The organism is Mesorhizobium sp. IMUNJ 23232 (genome assembly GCF_044326205.1).
Classification (GTDB): domain Bacteria; phylum Pseudomonadota; class Alphaproteobacteria; order Rhizobiales; family Rhizobiaceae; genus Kumtagia.
This window is the reverse complement of record NZ_JBIRCY010000027.1, coordinates 87,704-105,389: the sequence shown is the minus strand read 5'-3', so window position 1 is coordinate 105,389 and position 17,686 is coordinate 87,704. Positions and strand designations below refer to the sequence as shown.

Annotated in this window: 15 protein-coding genes, 2 tRNA genes and 1 pseudogene; 10 read left to right on the top strand and 8 right to left on the bottom strand. The window is 63.9% G+C overall.

Features of this window, described 5'->3' with window-relative positions; all coding sequences use genetic code 11:
• Positions 1 to 599, top strand: a pseudogene (locus ACH196_RS20040) (hypothetical protein); the annotation flags it as partial.
• Between the two features lie 131 nt (positions 600 to 730).
• Here the strand turns inward: ACH196_RS20040 and ACH196_RS20035 are convergent.
• A complete protein-coding gene (locus ACH196_RS20035) occupies positions 731 to 4,186 on the bottom strand; it encodes a DUF3971 domain-containing protein (protein ID WP_396648688.1) in 3,456 nt (1,151 codons plus the stop codon).
• Between the two features lie 67 nt (positions 4,187 to 4,253).
• Between ACH196_RS20035 and ACH196_RS20030 the strand changes: the two genes are divergently transcribed.
• From ACH196_RS20030 to ACH196_RS20020, 3 genes are all read left to right on the top strand, one after another.
• Positions 4,254 to 4,727, top strand: coding sequence for a peroxiredoxin (locus ACH196_RS20030; protein WP_396648687.1), 474 nt, complete (start codon positions 4,254 to 4,256; stop codon positions 4,725 to 4,727).
• A 505-nt stretch (positions 4,728 to 5,232) separates the two neighbouring features.
• Complete coding sequence (locus ACH196_RS20025; protein WP_396648686.1) at positions 5,233 to 6,489, top strand: M23 family metallopeptidase; 1,257 nt, start codon at positions 5,233 to 5,235, stop codon at positions 6,487 to 6,489.
• Between the two features lie 188 nt (positions 6,490 to 6,677).
• Positions 6,678 to 6,754: transfer RNA gene (locus ACH196_RS20020), tRNA-Asp, on the top strand.
• A gap of 67 nt (positions 6,755 to 6,821) precedes the next feature.
• Here ACH196_RS20020 and ACH196_RS20015 read toward each other — a convergent pair.
• A complete protein-coding gene (locus ACH196_RS20015; protein WP_396648685.1) occupies positions 6,822 to 7,313 on the bottom strand; it encodes a hypothetical protein in 492 nt (163 codons plus the stop codon).
• Between the two features lie 362 nt (positions 7,314 to 7,675).
• Between ACH196_RS20015 and ACH196_RS20010 the strand changes: the two genes are divergently transcribed.
• On the top strand, positions 7,676 to 9,562 hold the full coding sequence (locus ACH196_RS20010) for a murein L,D-transpeptidase (RefSeq protein ID WP_396648684.1): 1,887 nt from the start codon (positions 7,676 to 7,678) through the stop codon (positions 9,560 to 9,562).
• A 51-nt stretch (positions 9,563 to 9,613) separates the two neighbouring features.
• Here the strand turns inward: ACH196_RS20010 and ACH196_RS20005 are convergent, their stop codons facing one another.
• Positions 9,614 to 10,114: a hypothetical protein gene (locus ACH196_RS20005; RefSeq protein WP_396648683.1), complete on the bottom strand. Its 501-nt coding sequence runs from the start codon at positions 10,112 to 10,114 to the stop codon at positions 9,614 to 9,616.
• Between the two features lie 236 nt (positions 10,115 to 10,350).
• Between ACH196_RS20005 and ACH196_RS20000 the strand changes: the two genes are divergently transcribed.
• Complete coding sequence (locus ACH196_RS20000; RefSeq protein WP_396648682.1) at positions 10,351 to 10,518, top strand: hypothetical protein; 168 nt, start codon at positions 10,351 to 10,353, stop codon at positions 10,516 to 10,518.
• Between the two features lie 129 nt (positions 10,519 to 10,647).
• Here ACH196_RS20000 and ACH196_RS19995 read toward each other — a convergent pair.
• Positions 10,648 to 10,723, bottom strand: a tRNA-Val gene (locus ACH196_RS19995).
• A gap of 195 nt (positions 10,724 to 10,918) precedes the next feature.
• Entirely contained in the window at positions 10,919 to 11,830 is a 912-nt protein-coding gene (locus ACH196_RS19990) for an alpha/beta fold hydrolase (RefSeq protein WP_396648681.1), read from the bottom strand.
• 47 nt (positions 11,831 to 11,877) lie between these two features.
• Between ACH196_RS19990 and ACH196_RS19985 the strand changes: the two genes are divergently transcribed.
• Positions 11,878 to 12,330, top strand: coding sequence for a MarR family winged helix-turn-helix transcriptional regulator (locus ACH196_RS19985; RefSeq protein WP_396648680.1), 453 nt, complete (start codon positions 11,878 to 11,880; stop codon positions 12,328 to 12,330).
• A gap of 38 nt (positions 12,331 to 12,368) precedes the next feature.
• On the opposite strand, the gene ACH196_RS19980 is transcribed toward ACH196_RS19985, so the two are convergent.
• The 3 genes from ACH196_RS19980 to ACH196_RS19970 form a co-directional block, all read right to left on the bottom strand.
• Positions 12,369 to 13,283 (bottom strand): sulfite oxidase heme-binding subunit YedZ, encoded by a 915-nt coding sequence (locus ACH196_RS19980; RefSeq protein WP_396648679.1) that lies wholly within the window; start codon positions 13,281 to 13,283, stop codon positions 12,369 to 12,371.
• 117 nt (positions 13,284 to 13,400) lie between these two features.
• A complete protein-coding gene (locus ACH196_RS19975; RefSeq protein WP_396648678.1) occupies positions 13,401 to 14,012 on the bottom strand; it encodes a pyridoxamine 5'-phosphate oxidase family protein in 612 nt (203 codons plus the stop codon).
• Positions 14,013 to 14,027: 15 nt separating this feature from the next.
• Entirely contained in the window at positions 14,028 to 14,378 is a 351-nt protein-coding gene (locus ACH196_RS19970; protein WP_396648677.1) for a gamma-butyrobetaine hydroxylase-like domain-containing protein, read from the bottom strand.
• 239 nt (positions 14,379 to 14,617) lie between these two features.
• Between ACH196_RS19970 and moaA the strand changes: the two genes are divergently transcribed.
• The 3 genes from moaA (at position 14,618) to ACH196_RS19955 (ending at position 17,570) form a co-directional block, all read left to right on the top strand.
• On the top strand, positions 14,618 to 15,607 hold the full coding sequence (gene moaA, locus ACH196_RS19965; RefSeq protein ID WP_396648694.1) for a GTP 3',8-cyclase MoaA: 990 nt from the start codon (positions 14,618 to 14,620) through the stop codon (positions 15,605 to 15,607).
• A 146-nt stretch (positions 15,608 to 15,753) separates the two neighbouring features.
• A complete protein-coding gene (locus ACH196_RS19960) occupies positions 15,754 to 17,106 on the top strand; it encodes an adenylate/guanylate cyclase domain-containing protein (protein ID WP_396648676.1) in 1,353 nt (450 codons plus the stop codon).
• A 107-nt stretch (positions 17,107 to 17,213) separates the two neighbouring features.
• Positions 17,214 to 17,570, top strand: coding sequence for a hypothetical protein (locus ACH196_RS19955; protein ID WP_396648675.1), 357 nt, complete (start codon positions 17,214 to 17,216; stop codon positions 17,568 to 17,570).
• Positions 17,571 to 17,686: the final 116 nt, after the last annotated feature.

Sequence of the window (17,686 nt, the reverse complement as noted above, 5' to 3'; positions counted from 1 at the left end):
TGGCCGCCATGCGCCGCCTCGGCCTTGCCGTTAACCTGTCGAAGCAGGACTTTGCCCGCTATGAAGCCGAGCGGAAAGCAGCCGAACGGCGCGCCACAAGGCCGCGCGGACAAAACCTTTCGCTGCTTGATGCGCTGAAATATCCGTTCCGCATCCGCCGCAAATATGTTCCGGCGCGTGCCGTGCCGCGCATCCGGTCGCTCGACGACGATGCGCCACGCATCCCCCTGCCACCGCCGCCATCGCAGAACGATCCGATCAACGCGGCAAAACTGACCTTGCGGCTGGAGGCGCTGGGCCGGGCACTCGACGATCTTCCCGGCCAGGCACAACGTTTCGCCCGCTGGAAGGCGCGCAACGACGCAGGCCTTGCACGCGACAAAGCGGCCCGCGACGCGGCGGCAGGCGGCAAGCCGGGTCCGGTCCGGTTCCGGCGTTTTTCACCGCTGCGGCGCGGGCGGCCGCCCGGCGGAAGATTGCCGCGCTTCGATCCGGATGTTCCGAAACGCAAGAACATCCGCGAGGTCGACGAGATCCTGGCGCACGCCAATGCCATGGCGTACTACGCGCTGGAGCCGCCGCGCAGGGGTACGTCTTGACGGCGGCCTGACGGACGAAATCGCGAAGGATTGTCGGCCGGCGCGGTTTTTTTTCGCTGCGGGACGACGATGGCTGCTGTCGGCGAGGACTCATCCGTTGGCAAAGCCGGCCGGGCCGGCTCGATCGAGCCTCAATTGAACTCGAAAATCTGCCGGAAAATGCCCGGCGCCATCACCGACAGCGGATTGACCTGAAGGCGCGGCGATTTTGCGTCGCCGTCGAGCTTGAAGGTCACGCCGATCAGCCCCCGGTCGCGCCCGTTGCCGAGCAGTTGGCCGACCAGCGGCAGTTCGCTGAACAGACGGTTCAGGCCATAGGCTGGCATGAAAGTGCCGGTCATGTCCATCTGGCCGCGCTCGTCATAGAGCGTGCCCTGGAAGGTCGCGCCGATCTGCGGCCCGCGTACCACGCCGTTCGCCAGGCGAAGATATCCCTCGCCTCTGGATATCTGGGCATAGCCGCGCTCGAACACGACGCTGGATGCATCGATCTGCTTGCGCACGGCGTCGCTCAGGCTGCGGTCGCTGCCGGCAGGTGGCGTCGACAGGATCGAGGCCAGCCGCGGTTCGTTAACGATCGAGAAGTTTTGCGTGTCCACTTGCCCGGACATGCCGCCATCGCCGCTTCCGGCCAGCGCCACCTTGATCGTGCCGCCCTGCATGTTCTTGTAGAGATCGAGGAAGCGCAGGATCGCGCCGGCATCGGCCGCCTGCAGCCGCAATTGCTTGCGGCCGCCATCGGCTCCGTTGGAAAAGCTCACGGCGCCGCCTGAGCCGGACGCCGCCGTAACCGACATCCGGGAGCCTCTCGATACCAGCTTCAAGCCCGAAAGCGTCTCGCCGTTGAAGCCGGTTACACGGGCGACATCGACGTCGAGCGAGAAATTGGAAGGGTTCGCCGACGCGCCCTTGCCGCTGGAATCCGACAGAAAAGTCTTGATCACCGGCCTTGCATCAAAACCGCTTCCGGTGATGCCGATCTTGTAGCCCTTGCCGGAGCGGTCGATCGCCACCTTGACCTCGTCGCCGCGGTTCAGGCGGACCCTGTCGAACCGGGCGGACGCCAGTTGCCCGCCCGAGAGCGTCATGTCGCCGGTGATCGAGAATGAATTGCCCGTCAGTTCGAAACCGGAGAGCCGCGTTCCGTTATCGGTGGTCTGCATGGCGAACTCGGCGGTCGCCGCTATGCCGGCGCCCTTGCTCCAGCCGGCCCAGGGTATCTCCAGCTTGGCGTCGGTAAGGTCGGCCGCGATGTTGCGTGTGCCGCCGTCGTCGTCGACCTGCACTTTCACCGGCCCCGAAATCATCGAATCGAGGCCGGGAGCGACCTTCCGGCGCGCCGCGTCGTCCAGCGTGAGTTCGATCTTCCTGTCGCGCGCCGGCCCGTCCGGCCGCAGCGGCTCGACCATCGCGATCGTCGCTGGGATGCCGTTCAGCAGCCCCTTCGCCGACATCGTCGCCTGCGCGGGCTCCACCGTCAGGCTTCCGTCGGCATCGGTCAGCGTCTGGCCGGAAAAAGGTTTTGCGATCGACAGATCATGATAGTCGAGATCGACGATCCACTGCAGCGTCTTCGGGTCGACGCCCTTCTGGAGCGGTATGTCGGCGATCACATGGCCCGACACCTGGCCAGAAAGGTCGCCCGGTTGCATCGGCAGGAAGCGCATGGCGTTGATCGGATCGAACGACGCGAATTCGGCGACCGCGGCCGCCTCCCCCTCGACGTCTATGTCCAGCTTGCCGATCACGGGCGGCCGGTTGGACTTTTTGAACGACAGCGTGCCGTTCTTTCCCACAATGGATCGGCCGCTCGGCAGGTAAACCGAGCCCGACGAAAGCGTGACGTCCACGTCATAACCATGGACCTCGATCACGCCGTTGGCGTCGCGGATCGGGGGCAGTTTCCCGAACGTGTCGAAGCGCGTGTCCTCGACCGCGAAACGCCCGTTTATCTCTTCGCTGGAAAGCGGCACGCCGTTGCCGAGCCGCCCGGGCAGCACGCGGAATTCGATCGATGCCTCATCCAGTCTGCCGCCGAACATGTGGTCCAGTACCCAGGTACGCGCCTTGGCGGCCGCGAACCACGGCCACAGTTGCTTGGCGTCGGCGACCTGCATGTCGCGGGCGGACAAGGCGAGCGCCACGCCCGGCGCCAGCCCCTTCGCAAGTTCCACCTTCGCCGTCCCCAGCAGCTCGCCCTGGCCGCTCTTGACGACGATCCGTTCGGCCGAGGCGATGCGTGTCGCGGGATCCAGCGTGCCCTCGACCTGCGCCTGGAAATCGAGGGCCGGTTCCGGCGAATCAGACGGCTGCACCACCGTTTTGGTGCTGACCAATTCGTAGCGATAGACGGGTATGTCGCCGGCGTCACCCGTCGGCGGGCGCGGTCCGAAAGCGCCGTTGAATTCGAGCGAGTTGCGGCCGGTCTGCAAGAGCAGCTTGTCTATCTCGACCTTGCCGGTGCCGCTCGCCAGGGTGGCGTCCACCTGCATGTTGCCGGTGAACACGCCCCGGGCGCCGAAATCGACCTGCGACTTCTCGATCACCCCGGACAGTTTCAACTGCTGGCCTTGCCCGGCGGCCTGTTCGCTTCCGGTCACCGAAAGGGTCATCGCTCCCAGGCGCCCTGCGCTTTGCGGTTGCCCATCGCCGAGGGCTTCAGGCGCGGCCTCGCTCACCACCGAGAGGTCGATCAGGCTTATGCGCCCCGACTGCAATTCGCGGGTCGCCGTTCCGGCCAGCACGATGCGCCGGCCGTCGACATCCGCCTCGACCGAAATCTGCAAGGTATCGTCGGAAATGCGATCGAGCATGCCCTCCATGAGTTTGACGGAACGCAGCCTCTCGCCTTCGGGCAGGATCACGCTGATGTTTTGCAGCGCGACCTCGGAAAGCATTCCGGAGTCGATCAGGTCGAACGCCGCGTGCAGCGGCTTGAACGCGGCGGCAACGACAAGGTCCGGTTCGATCAGCCCGCGCTCGTCGCGCAAGGCGGTCGTCCAGTCGGAGCTTGCCGCCGGCATGGCCGCGGCGGTGATCGTGGCATCCGATATGGAGGCGCTGCCCAGCTTCAGCTTGCCGGTCAGCAACGGTAGCAGCCTTATGCCGAAGTCTACCGTGCCGACATCCGCTATCGTCGTCTGGCTGCCGGCGTTCCTGAGAGTGATGTTGTCCAGTTGGAGGGCAACCGGATGATCCATGCCGAAAGCGATGCGGGCCGGGCCGACAGCCGCGGTCGCCCGATCGCCGGCAATGGCCTGGACCGCTCTTTCAGCCTGGGCGCGAAGCGTCTCCGTGCCCCAGTCGGAATTGACCACGAAGGTGACGGCGGCTGCGCAGAGCAACAGCAGAGCGCCCGCTCCGGCGGCCACGAACAGGCAGGCGCGTAGCGCTCCGCGGCGGGTGCGCTCGCGACGCCAATGCGACTGCTGCCCGTGCGCCGACGGCAGCCCGGAAAGGTTGGTGATTTCGTGGCGCCGAAAGCGGATCTTCTGATGCTTTGGCTGCTCGTGGTGCAAGGCGCGGTTCGTGGTGGTTTTCCTGATATGGGCGACCCCGGAACAAGTTCCAGAAGATGATGCCGGCATGGACGAATCCCGCTGCCGGACTATAAGCCCACTTTCATACACATAATCGGCAAAGAAGGGCATCCATATGGCTGAATTGGCGGAAGGGGACATGGCTCCGGAGGTTTCGCTGCCGCTGGGCGGCGGCGGGACGCTCACCCTCGGCGACCTGCGCGGCAGGACGGTGGTCCTCTATTTCTACCCGAAGGACAACACCGAAGCCTGCACCGCCGAGGCCATCGACTTCTCGGCGTTGAAGAAGGAGTTCGAGGCGTCGGGCGCCTCGGTCATCGGAATATCCCCCGACAGCCCGAAGAAACACGCTAATTTCACCTCCAAGCATGGGCTTTCTCTCGACCTTTTGTCCGACGAGGACCTCAAAGCCGCCAATGCCTATGGCGTCTGGGTGGAGAAGAGCATGTATGGCCGCAAATATATGGGTGTCGAACGCACCACCTTCCTTATTGGCAGCGACGGCCGCATCCGCCGCATCTGGCGCAAGGTCCGCGTCAAGGGACACGCGGCGGAAGTGCTGCAAGCCGTCCGCGATCTCGGCGTCTGATCATGATCCGACAAAAAACAGATTGCGGCGGCAAGACGGGCCTGGAACTCTTTTCGACGTTCCGCATTGTAGCAAAGGAACAACGATCGCGGGAGCAAATATCATGCGCAGTATCGTCCTTTGGCTGCTTGGGGTTCCGATCCCGATCATTATCCTTCTCTGGTTCTTTATGAGATAGAGACAGAAGCATCCATTGAAACTGGAATACAGCCCGCCGCTTTGGCGGGTTTTTCTTTGGAGAGCCGAAATTGTCCTCTTCCGGGCATGGGGCGCGATTCGCGCCAAACGTCCGCAAGAAGACAGCGAAGCAGCACTGCTTGCGATCCGGTCGCGGGTGACCGGCGGGGAACGGCGGCAAGCGTCCGACAGGGTTTCCGACGCGCCGCTTTCCCAGATGTCGGTTTCCCACGTTAACCCTGCGCCTTTTCGCACAAGCCTTTGTTAACCCTAACGATGTGTAATGCCACCATCGCTTGTACGGGTGCAAAGCGGAGTGCGGCGCGAGATGACTGCTCAATCGACTGTTTTCGGCAAGCGTCGCGAGCCCCACACCGTCATCATCGCGCGCGGCAATTCGGTCAGCCATTTCACGGTCCGGCCCTGGATTGCGGCGCTTGCCGGGTCCGTCGTCGCCGCAATCACGCTGGGTTACTTTGCCGCCACCTCTTACCTTGTCTTCCGCGACGACCTGATCGGCGCGGCGATTGCCCGCCAGGCCCGCATGCAGCACGCCTACGAGGACCGTATCTCGGCACTGCGCGCCCAGGTCGACCGTATCACCAGCCGCCAATTGCTCGACCAGCAATTGATGGAGACAAAAGTCACCGAGTTGCTCAACCGCCAGTCGAAGCTCAGCGAACGCCATGGCCGCCTCGGTCCCATCCTTGAAAAGGCGAATGCCGAGGCCGCTCCCGAACAGGCGCCGTTGCTGCAAAAGCGGCCCGACGATCGCGCCGACGCGGCTTCGGGCGCCCCTGCCCTCGCTTATGCGAGTGCGGCCAACAGCGCACCGTTTTCGCTGTGGGCGACCCGCGACGGCAACGACCCGTCCGAATCGGCGGCCGACCGCGCCGACAAGCTGTTCGTCTCGATCAACCAGTCGCTGCGCAGCATCGAGAACGAGCAGATCACCAAGATTTCCACGCTCGCCGACGATGCCTATCAGACCGCCGACCAGATTTCCGACGTCCTCCAAGATGCCGGACTGCCGGTGGATGCCGATTTCGGCAAATCCGCGATGGGCGGCCCGCTGATCGCCATCGACAACGCCCAGGCCTTCGACACCAAGGTCAGGGAACTCGATGTCGCGCTCGACCGGCTCGACCGGGTGAAGAAGCAGGCCAAGAGCCTGCCGATCGCCAACCCGGCGCCCGGCCTTTCCATCTCCAGCACCTTCGGCGTCCGCAAGGATCCGATTCTCGGGACCCCCGCCCTGCATTCCGGAATGGATTTTCGCGCGCCGATGGGGTCTCCCGCCAGCGCGACGGCCGCCGGCACGGTGACCAGCGCCGGCTGGAACGGCGGCTATGGACGCATGGTGGAGATCGACCACGGCAACGGCCTGGCGACGCGTTTTGCGCATCTCAGCCGCATCGACGTCAAGGAAGGCGACAAGGTGCAGATCGGCGACGTCGTCGGGCTGACCGGCAGCAGCGGCCGCTCGACCGGACCGCATCTGCATTATGAAGTCAGGCGCGACGGTCATGCCGTCGACCCGCTGCGCTTCATCAAGATCGGCAAGAAACTCAGCCAGTTGCTCTGACGCAGCGTCATTGCCGCACGTCGATCCCACCAGGATTCGGCCATCCTCGCCGCATGGCGGAGGCTGCTTCACACTTGGCCGGCGAAAGGTCGGGCAAATCGCGCAACGTAGTCGCTATCGCGCTTGACACTCTCCGGCGAACCCCTTAATCGGACGCCCACAACGCGGCTTTGGCCGACGTTGGATGCGCGGGTGTAGCTCAGTTGGTTAGAGTGCCGGCCTGTCACGCCGGAGGTCGCGGGTTCGAGCCCCGTCACTCGCGCCAGTAAATTCAATGCCTTAGGGTATGTGTTTGCTTTCAGCGACTGTCATCATTTGAAGGCAATGCGCCTTCAGCCGTCTGGATTTCCGGTTTTCAATCGCGTCTGCCCGATGGCTCTGACCGTATCGAGCAATCTGATGACAGACCCTTCGCTGACCGCAATTTCCTGCCGCGCCACATAATCGGCGAATGTGTCGATGAACTCGTCTCCTCGCCCTTCATAGAAGAGTCGATTCAACTCCAATCCGGTCCTGATTTTCGGCTCGGTCAACGTTGCCCCCTCACCAAGGCTGCCGACCCTATGTAACCGGCCAGTTGGCTTTTGTCGACAGAATAGGCTTTTGTCGACAGAATCGGGCAAATGCTCACCCTTGCTAGCCGTCCCCGTTCCGTGGCTGGATCCGGGCACCGCGGAGAATGTCTCCCGATCGAGGTAGGCCATCTCCAGCAGATACGCCAGCGTGTCGCATCGCTCTGATTCGGCGATGTTTTTCAGCTCTCGGATGGCAGCGTGAAGGTACATGATCCGGTCGCGAAGTCGGTCTCGCGCGGCAGGATTCATGTCCAGACTCAGAGCTTGCGTTTCCTGCGCAAGAACTTACGCCGGCTCCAATCAATAAATCGATAATGCGCTTCCAGCGGAAATCGGGAGCCAAATCGGAAACCTTCTCGCGTTGGCGGCAACGCAATCGCGCTGAAGACGGCGCCGCCGTGAACCGCCTGGACGCCAGGGTCTTCAAGTCCGCGCGAGGCAAGATGCTGAGCGCCTCCAAAACGCCGCAAGCGCAGCCTCCGTGCTTCATAAAACCTTAACTGCGATGGGAAGAGTGGTTATAGTTCGCCCGCATCCGCCACGAGATCGGGCAGTCGTGCATTTCGGGCGTGGTGTTTGCGCCGTTGGCGCAAAGGGATTTGGGGGAAGCGATGACGTCGAGGCAGGCCTGGGTATCGATCGTGTCGCTTTCCCTGGTGGTGGCGCTTTCGATCGGTGTTGAGCAAGCCAACGCCCAGTCGCTGTTCGAAAGACTTTTCGGCGGCGGGATAAAGAGGACGCGACCGGCCGATCTTCCGCCACCGCCCCGGAAGCGGAGCAATGACGCAGCGGCGAAGAAGACGGGCGCCAGGAATGCCGCCGCCGCGCCGAAGATTACCGGACCCGGCTACAACACCTACAAGGCCGACCGGCTGGTGCGGGTGGATTTTTCGCCGCTGACCCATGCCGTCACGCCAATCGTCTATCAGCCGGGCACACAAGCGATCAGTTTCGATGATGCGGTCGGCGGCCTCGACGATTTCGAGCTTTTCGCCGAAAAGGACATAGGCGCGGCTCTCACCGGCTACTACGCCCAAAACCGTAACTTCATCTGGATCGAACAGGCGACCCCCAACGCGCGCGCCGCCGAGGCGATCCGCGTGCTGGGCGAGGCCGGCAGCTACGGCCTCGATCCGGTCGACTATCTGGTCGCGGTTCCGCCTTCGGACACCTCCGGGCTAGATCCGCAATCACGGCAACGTGATCTGATCCGCTTCGAGATGGCGCTGTCGGCGCGCGTCCTGCGCTACGTCCACGACGCCACCATGGGCCGCATCGATCCGAATAGAATCTCCGGCTATTACGACTTTCCCGCCAAGCCGCTCGACCTCGCCGACGCGCTGGACACGCTGTCGCGCACGTCCGAAATACGCTCCTATCTGGAATCCCGGCATCCGCAAAATCCCGAATACCAGGCGCTGCGCGTCGAGCTCGAGTCGCTGGAGGCCAGCGGCGCCGAAAATGAAATCCGGGTCGACCCCAAACTCGTGCTCAAACCCGGCCAGTCGAGCCCGGAACTGCCGAAGCTGATCAGCCTCGTATCGCGCGATCTCGACGACGAACTTGGCGGCGAATACGGCGAGACCTTGTGGCGGATGGGCGGAAGCGAAATCTATTCGGACGAGCTCGTGCCGGTGTTCAAGGCAGTCCAGCAGCGCGCCGGCCTGAAGTCCGACGGCGTCGTCGGCCCACGCACCGTCAGTGCAGTCGCCGGCACTTCGAACGCAGACAAGATCGAAAAGGTCCGGATCGCGCTGGAACAATTGCGCTGGCTGCCTTCGGACCTCGGCAGCCCCCGCGTCTTCGTCAACCAGCCCGCCTTCACGGCGAGCTACATCGACGGCGACGTCGAGAAGCTGAACATGCGCGTCGTCGTCGGCGCGCCGGCCACGCAGACCAGCTTCTTCTACGACGAGATCGAGCAGGTCGACTACAACCCTTATTGGGGCGTGCCGCAGTCGATCATCGTCAACGAGATGCTGCCGCGTCTGCGCCGCGACCCCGGCTATCTCGACCGCGCGGGATACGAGGTGACGGACGCCAAGGGGCGTCGCATCCCATCCTCGGCGGTCAACTGGGGTCAGTATGGCGCAAAAGTTCCCTACAGCGTCCGCCAGACGCCGAGCGAAGCCAATGCGCTGGGCGAGTTGAAAATTCTGTTCCCGAACGATCATGCGATCTATATGCACGACACGCCGGTGAAGAACCTGTTCCAGCGTGATACGCGTGCTTTCAGCCACGGCTGTATCCGCCTGCAGGATCCGCGCGGCATGGCTGCCGCCGTGCTCGACACGTCCGTCGACCATATCGCGGAGAAGCTGAAGCACGGCCACTCGACCGAGAAGGTGACCCGCAAGATCCCCGTCTATGTCGCCTATTTCACAGCCTGGCCGACAATGAGCGGCAAGGTGGACTATTTCGGCGACGTCTACGACCGCGACGCGAAGCTCAGGCTGGCGCTCGACGCGACCGAGGCAGCGCGGGCTCCGGGTAGCTGAGCGCCCGCCGCAACGGCGGCGTGCGAATAGTCGTCAGCGATTTGCAATTCGCTATTGCGGAATATCGGCAAGCGGCTGCTGGATCGGTGCCGGCCGCCGGAACCCTGCGCTGCGCCCTGCAATCAGCCAATAGACCACACCGCCGACCAGGCCGCTGGCGGCGAATATCGCCACCTCAGCGTAAAGGCTTCGCCTGGTTATCTCTTCGACCGTATCGCTGATCAGCATGAACCCGCTGGCCGAAACGATCGCGCCGAACAGCATGTGGACCCATATGGCGCGCAGGGCGAACAGCTCCGAGACCAGCGTGGTCAGCAGCGTCTGCGTGACGGTCGCCGCGAAAGCGACGAGGAGCACGAGGATGCCGATCGGCGGCGCCATCAGCATAACGAACGCGCCGACAGCCATGACCGCGAAATAGTCGGGCGCGCCGGGGAGGGTCGACGCGAAGCCGTAAATCATCGCCGCCGCCACCAGCCCGACGATCAGGGCGACGAGATAGCCGCAGATCGCCAGAAGCAGCCGCTTGAGCACATGGACGAAAGTCGACAATACCACCCCCTGCCCCGGCCCCTCGCCGGGTTCCGCTCAGGCTGCATCAAAGACCGGGCGCCGTCCACGATCAAGAGCCGGCCTCGGTCGGGGTTGCAGGGAGTGTTGCCGATTGGCACGCCCGGTTAAGCATCCGACTCAGCGGGTCTTGCAGGCCCGCGCATTGCGGTGGATAGTTCCGACATGTCGGCGAATCGAGGAGCGCCGCACATGTTTTGCTTTTGCAGGGGCATCAAATGCGCGCACTTGTTACGCTGAGCGGCCTTCTGGCGATCGTCATCGGTCTGTCCGCCTGCCAGAGCGGGTCGTCTGGCCAGACTTTTCATCCGCAGTGCACTCCGCGCGCTGAGGATGCGGGCAACTGCTACGGCATTGCGCTGCCCGCCGGAGCCAACTTCAACTAAAAGGTAAACGGTGGCCAGCGCGCCTTCGCGGTCAGATGTGATCCGCAGCAGGACCAGGCTTCATCCCGCAAAAATATCCGAAGCCGCGCCCGAAGGCCCGGCCCCAAACTCTCGTCCGTCGGAAAAATCTGGTGGGCGATGACGGGCTCGAACCGCCGACATCTTCGGTGTAAACGAAGCGCTCTACCAACTGAGCTAATCGCCCGACGCGTGGCGGGTGTTTATGCGCTTCGCCTTTGCGGCGCAAGAGCGCAGTCGCACTTGCGCGCCATGGATGAAGGCGCATGGGAGTACGCACACGGTGCCGACTGGCCCCGTCCCGGAGCGCCGCGGGTTCCGACCCTCCAGTCGTGCTCAGATCGCCACCAGGAAGCCCTTGCCATTCGCCCTTGTGCGTGGATCAGCTCGCCCTAGCGAGCTGTGCCGGCATCCTCGCGAACGAGACGATGCGCGAAACGACATCGGCGTCGGAGAGGATGCGCCGGTGTCCGAGCCCCGGCGCCCAATGCAGCGTCACGTGACCGCCGGCCTCGCCATAGGCGCGCGCATCGTCCGCCGGCACCTTCCGGTCGTCCGGTGCGTGCACCACGAAGGTTGGGACGCGCAGCCGCGCGAGCTGGCGTGCGCCGGAGAAATCCTGCAGCCGGCGTTCGGCAAGGTGTTCGATCCGGGCCACCATCGCCTCGCGCGAACGGCTGCCAAGGCCGATCTGGCGGGCGAACCCGTCCACTATGTCCAAAAGGGAGTTTGGCGCAGCGATCAGCACAAGGCGGCCGGCGGCCAGCGGAGCCGTGGTCTTCACGGTGCCGGCGACGGCGGCGACCGCGACTGCGCCACCGAACGAATGGCCAACGACGGCATCAAAAGGACCGAACCATTGTGCCGCCGTCGCCAGGGCATCGACCGCCTTCATGACGGTAAGCTGCCGGCCAGCCGACTGGCCGTGACCCTGCAAGTCGATGGCGAATACCCGGAATCCCGCCGCGCGAAATCCTTCGACGATGGTTTTCATGTATTCCGTGCGCGAACGCCAGCCGTGCACGACCAGCACCCTGCCCGCGTCACCCGCACCCGCGTCTGGGCGGAACTCATGCACCGCGACGCAGTCCTGTCCAACGGTCAGGCGGTGATGGCGGGCGGTGCGCATGAAGTCCGCCGCGCGCGAGACTGCCTTGCGTTCGCCCTCGGTCTGGGCGCGCGGATTGGGCGTGCGTGCGAACAGTTCGAAGGCGGCACGGCCTGCGATACCGGGCGCCAACCGTTCCCCGGCGCCGAACAGCGCCCGGATGACCTGCCAACCCAAAGATGCCATAATCGTGGACCATCCAATAGTTCAAGCGTGAACATATTAGTTCAAGAATGAACAATAATCAAGAACTGCCCTGGGACAATCCGCGTTTCCGCAACTGGGTCTCCGTCGCCCGCGCCTGCCATGCGGTGGAGCGGGCGCTGGGCGCCGCCCTGCTGCCGCTCGACCTCAAGCCGGCGCAACTCGACGTTCTGATGAACCTCTACCGGCATCCCGGCATCTCGCAGCACGACCTCGCTCGGAAACTGCTGGTCGGGCGCTCCAACATCACCATGCTGGTGCCGCAGCTTGAGAAACGCGGGCTGTTAAGGCGCGAAGGCGATGAAAAGGACCGCCGCATCCTACGGCTGTCGCTGACAGCCGAAGGCGAGGTGCTGCTGATGCAGGCGCTGAAAGTCCATATGGCGCTGATCGAGAAGGCGATGGCGACAGCCACGCCCAGCGAGTGCGACTTCGTCGGCGAACACATGCGCCGCATCGCGGAAGTGCTGAAGATCGACTGACAGCATCGAGGGCGGGGGAATCCACGCCGGCCGGCTTGCTATCCGGCCGGCGCACGCGCCGCGCGGCGCCCACCCTTCGGTCCCCGGCTTTCGCCGCGCAACGGCCGCAGCAAGGGAACGGCCACCGCGCCGGCGCCAACCGCCAGAACCCACCAGGCGGGACGCACCGAGAAGGAAAAATGCAGGTTCGCGGCCAGCACCCGGCTTGGCGGAATGCCGGTCGCCAGCCCGTACCACGCATACTCCAATCCAACCGTCGTGAGCCCCGCCACGATCACCGCGGCGGCAAGCGTCAGCGGCGATGTGATGTCGAAGCGGCGCCAATGCAGCAGCCGATAGATCATCAGCAGCACGAACAGCCCGCTCATCAGCGTCGCTTCATAGACGTCCGCCTTGGTCTGCATGAAGAAATGCAGCGCCGCCAGAATGCCGATCGCATAGACGATCTTATGCAGCCGGCCCCAGTTGCCGCCCAGTTTGCGGATGGCTGCATCGGTGGAGGTCGCGCCCAGCACGCAGAGCCCGAGCAAGGCGACGAAGCCGATGGTCAAGTAGAATCGCAGAACGATTTCCGAGGCGACGTGGAGCAGTTTGAAATTCTGGTCGCCGATGTAGAGGGTGAGGTGAGCAAGTCCGTAGAACAGCGCCGCCAGCCCGATCATGCGGCGCACCAGGATAAGCTTCGGCCAGTCGGCGATGCGACGGAGCGGCGTCACCGCCAGCGACAGGAACAGGAAACGGATCGTCCAGTCGCCGGTGCCGTGGATGAGTTCGGTGATGGGTCGGGGGCCGAGCGGGCCAAGTGGCCCGGACGCGCCAAGCGCCCCCGTCGCAAATTGCGTGATGAGGATCAGCGCCGGCAGGGTCAGCCCAGCGAGCACCGCCGCCTTCAGCGGCGAGAATCGTCCCGCGCGGTCGTTCCACGGCATCGTCAGGGTTTGGGTCTTTGCCATCGCATGATCCTATACGACGACCACGTCCGACTGTTACGCGATGCACGGATCACGCTTCGGTGAAGTTCGAGGCAAGTGCCGCGACCCGGTGTTTTTTGCTTGGGCCGCGGCTGCCTCTCACCACATTGTCTTGCGTGCCCGCTCCGGCCATTCCCGATCATACGCCTCGCCGTCGATCCTCGCCTCGCTGGTCTTTTGCAGGATGCGGCCTGGCGTCGGCAGCGACTTTTCGTCGACATGCTTTTCCGGGTTCCACAGGTCGGAACGGCGGATTGCCCGTGCGCACTGGAAATAGACCGTGTCGATGGAAATCACGATCACCGACCGCGCCGGCCTTCCTTCCATCACGAAGCTCGCGCAAAGCTCCGGATCGATGCTCACCTCGGCGCGGCCGTTGACACGCAGTGTCATGCCCGATCCCGGTATCAGGAACAGCAGCCCTGCCCTGCCGTCGCGGATGATGTTCTTCAGCGAATCGGCCCGGTTGTTGCCGCGCCGGTCCGGCATCAGCAGTGTCCTGTCGTCCCGAATGCGCACGAAACCGGCGACATCGCCGCGCGGGCTGCAATCCAGCCCCTCCGGCCCGGCGGTCGCCAGCGCCACGAAGGGCGCCGCCTCGATCAAAGTCGCATATTCGGGAATGAGCCGGTCGAGTTCCTTGACCAGCGAGGCCTCGCCGGGCTGGCCGTAAAGCGCTTCCAGTTCCTCGACGGTTTTTATGATCGACATCGGCAGCTCCCGGTCCTAGTCGCGAGACAGGCGTTTTTCGGACAGTTCGTCGAGATAACCCTGCCAGCGTGTATCCTTCTCGTGGCCGAGTTCATGCAGGTACTGCCAGGTGAAGATGCCCGTATCGTGGAAATCGTCGAAGGTGATGCGCACCGCGTAGTTGCCGACCGGCTCGATCTTGAGGATCGCGACGTTGCGCTTGCCCGGCACCGTGACCCGCTGCTCCGGCGAATGGCCCTGGACTTCGGCCGAGGGCGACAGCACGCGCAGCATTTCGGCCGGCAGTTCGAACGGCCGGTGGTTGGGAAACGTCACCGTCAGCATTTTCCGGTCTTTTGAGACACGAAGTTCGGTTGGAGCAGTCATCGTTTTTCCTTGGCACGGCGGCGACACCGGTTACGCCGAATTTTTCCGAAGCGAAAGCCGCACGCGATATCCAGTCAGACTGGACCGGCGATGGGGCCACACCATCGTATGCATTGCGCCGCCGATCCGCGAAATGATACCAAGGCGCGACCGGACACTTGAATGACGGCGTCAAACGACCGACATCAGGGGCAGGCAAGGAAAAAGCTTTGTTTCATTCGCCGACGCAGCAATCCGACATGATCGACCCGTTCGGACGGTCGATCACCTATCTGCGCGTCTCGGTCACCGATCGCTGCGATTTCCGCTGCACCTATTGCATGGCGGAGGACATGACCTTCCTGCCCAAGAAGGACCTTCTGTCGCTGGAAGAGCTCGACAGGCTGACCACCGTCTTCATCGAGAAGGGTGTGCGCAAGCTGCGTTTGACCGGCGGCGAGCCGCTGGTGCGCAAGAACATCATGCATCTGGTGCGCCAGATCTCGCGTCACCTCGACAGCGGCGCGCTGGAGGAACTGACGCTCACCACCAACGGCTCGCAGCTCTCGCGCTTCGCCGCCGAGCTCGCCAATTGCGGCGTGAAGCGCATCAATGTCTCGCTCGACACGCTCGACCCGCAAAAATTCCGGGCGATCACCCGCTGGGGCAATCTCGACCGTGTGATGGCGGGCATCGACGCCGCGCAGGCCGCCGGCATCCACGTCAAGATCAACGCGGTGGCGCTGAAGAACTTCAACGAATTCGAGATTCCCGACCTGCTGCGTTTCGCGCATGGCCGGGGCATGGACCTGACCGTCATCGAAACCATGCCGATGGGCGACATAGACGGCGACCGCACGGACCAGTACCTGCCGCTGTCGCTGCTGCGCGCCACCCTGGAGCGGCAGTTCACGCTCACCGACATTCCGTTCAAGACCGGCGGCCCGGCCCGCTACGTCGAGGTCGCCGAGACCGGCGGCCGGCTCGGTTTCATCACGCCGATGACCCATAATTTCTGCGAAAGCTGCAACCGCGTCCGCCTCACCTGCACCGGCACGCTCTATATGTGCCTCGGCCAGGAGGATGCCGCCGATCTCAGAACGCCGCTGCGCATGTCGGAAGGCAATGAGCGCGTCGCCGACGCCATCGACGAGGCCATCGGCCGTAAGCCGAAAGGCCATGACTTCGTAATCGACCGCCGCACCCGCCGTCCGGCCGTTTCGCGCCACATGAGCGTCACCGGCGGCTGATAGCCGGCTCATCATAAGTTTTGACTGGACTTGAGCGGGGCGACGGCGTTAGCCGCAGCCTCCGGATCAGGTTGTACGCGATTCAGCTCGGGTTGAACCTGATCGCTTAACGCCGGATCGCGGCCCACCATTGCGGTTCCTCGCCCATGACGACGCTCGACAACAACGATCTCGCGCAACGCCGCCGCGAACGGCTGGCTTCGCTTTTGACGCGCGCCGAACGCCAGGGCGCGCGCTGGCAGTTCTGGGTGACATCAGGCACCTTGCTCGGCGTCGCCATCCTGTTCGTCGCACTCAACAAGTGGGACGCGGCGTTCAGCTATTCGATCTCGACGCTCATCTTCTTTTTCCTGATCAACCTTTTGAATTACGCGCTGATTCGCCGCGGCATGCGGCCGATATGGTTGGGTTTCGTGCTGGGAACCCTCAACATCATCATCCTCACCATTGTGGTGATCGCGCCGAACCCGTTCCACGATCAGGCGCTGCCACACGCCATGACCTTGCGCGAAGCAGGGTTCAAATATCTGCTGATCTTCGTCTGCCTCGGCGCGCTGACGCTGTCGCCGCGCCTCGCCGCCTGGCTTGGCACCGCCGCGGCGATCTGCTGGGCCGCGGCTGTGCTGTGGGTCATCGCCATGCCCGGCACCATCGTCGCGCCGCCGCCTGCGGACGGCATCGGCGTTGGCGAGCGGCTGCGGCTCTATCTCAACCCTAATTTCGTCGACGTGGTGGACCAGGCAACCAACATCGCCGTCATCCTGATCATTGCCGGCATCATCGCTTCCGTGGTGGCCCGCACCCGCCGCCTCGCCGAGGATTACACCAAGGCCGAGCGTGCGCGCTTCAATCTCGCCCGGCACTTTTCGCCCAATGTCGTCGATGCGCTGGCATCGGCCGACGAACCCTTCGGCCCGGTCCGTCGCCAGGAGGTCGCCGTGCTGTTCGCCGACATCGTCGGCTTCACCAACTACGCGGAAGACCACAAGGCCGAGGAGGTCTTCGACATGCTGCGCGAGTTTCACGGCCGCATGGAGCAGGTGGTGTTCGACAATGGCGGCACGGTCGACAACTATATCGGCGACTGCATCATGGCGACCTTCGGCATACCCCGTCCGGGCGATGACGATGCCGTCCATGCCTTGCGCTGTGTCCGCGCCATGCGTGAAGCGCTCGACGAATGGAACGACGAGCGCCGCGCCGCCGGCTTCGATCCCGTCGACGTCCGAATCGGCTGCCAGCACGGTCCGGTGGTCATCGGCGCGATCGGCAGCGAGCGCAACCTGTCCTTCGCCGTGATCGGCGACACCTGCAACGTCGCCAGCCGCCTGCAGACCATGTGCCGCGAACTCGGCGCCTCGGTCTGCATCGGCGACGCGCTGGTGAAGCGGGTGCTTGCGTCAGGCGACCACCAATCGATCGAGGGGTTTACCGAGGCCGGTCCCGTATCGGTGCGCGGCCGCGAAGCGCCGATCGATGTCTGGACCCTGCCCGCATGAGTGCGCGACCAAACACGACATCCACCGCATCGAGGGCGATTTACGTGCCGGCGCTTCCGGCATAGTCTCTGCCGCGTGCCCGGTCCGGCACGTTTGGGGGAAAAATCATGCGCAGACTACTGTTCGCATCCGCAGTTGCCACCGCCTTTGCTCTGCCAGCCGCCGCCCAGTCGATCGGCGGCAAATATTCGGTCGCGGGCACCAATTTCGACGGCTCGCCCTATACCGGCGAGGCCGAGATCAAACTGCGCAGCGAGACGACCTGCGCGATCAAATGGAATACGGGCGGCTCCGTCTCGCAAGGCATCTGCATGCGCAACAAGGACGCCTTCGCTGCCTTCTATGCGCTCAACAAGTCGTATGGCCTGGTCGTCTACAAGGTCATGGAGGACGGTTCACTGCACGGCCTGTGGACGATCTATGGCCAGGACGGCAGCGGCACCGAAGTCTTGACGCCGAAGTGACGCGGTCGCGGCAGGCGATTTTCTCCCGTTCTTGACGGTTGAAATCCCGGGCAAAGGAACGCGGGGCGGCAACGTCCGGTCGCACCGACAAGGCCAAGGGCGCGACGCAGTGGCGC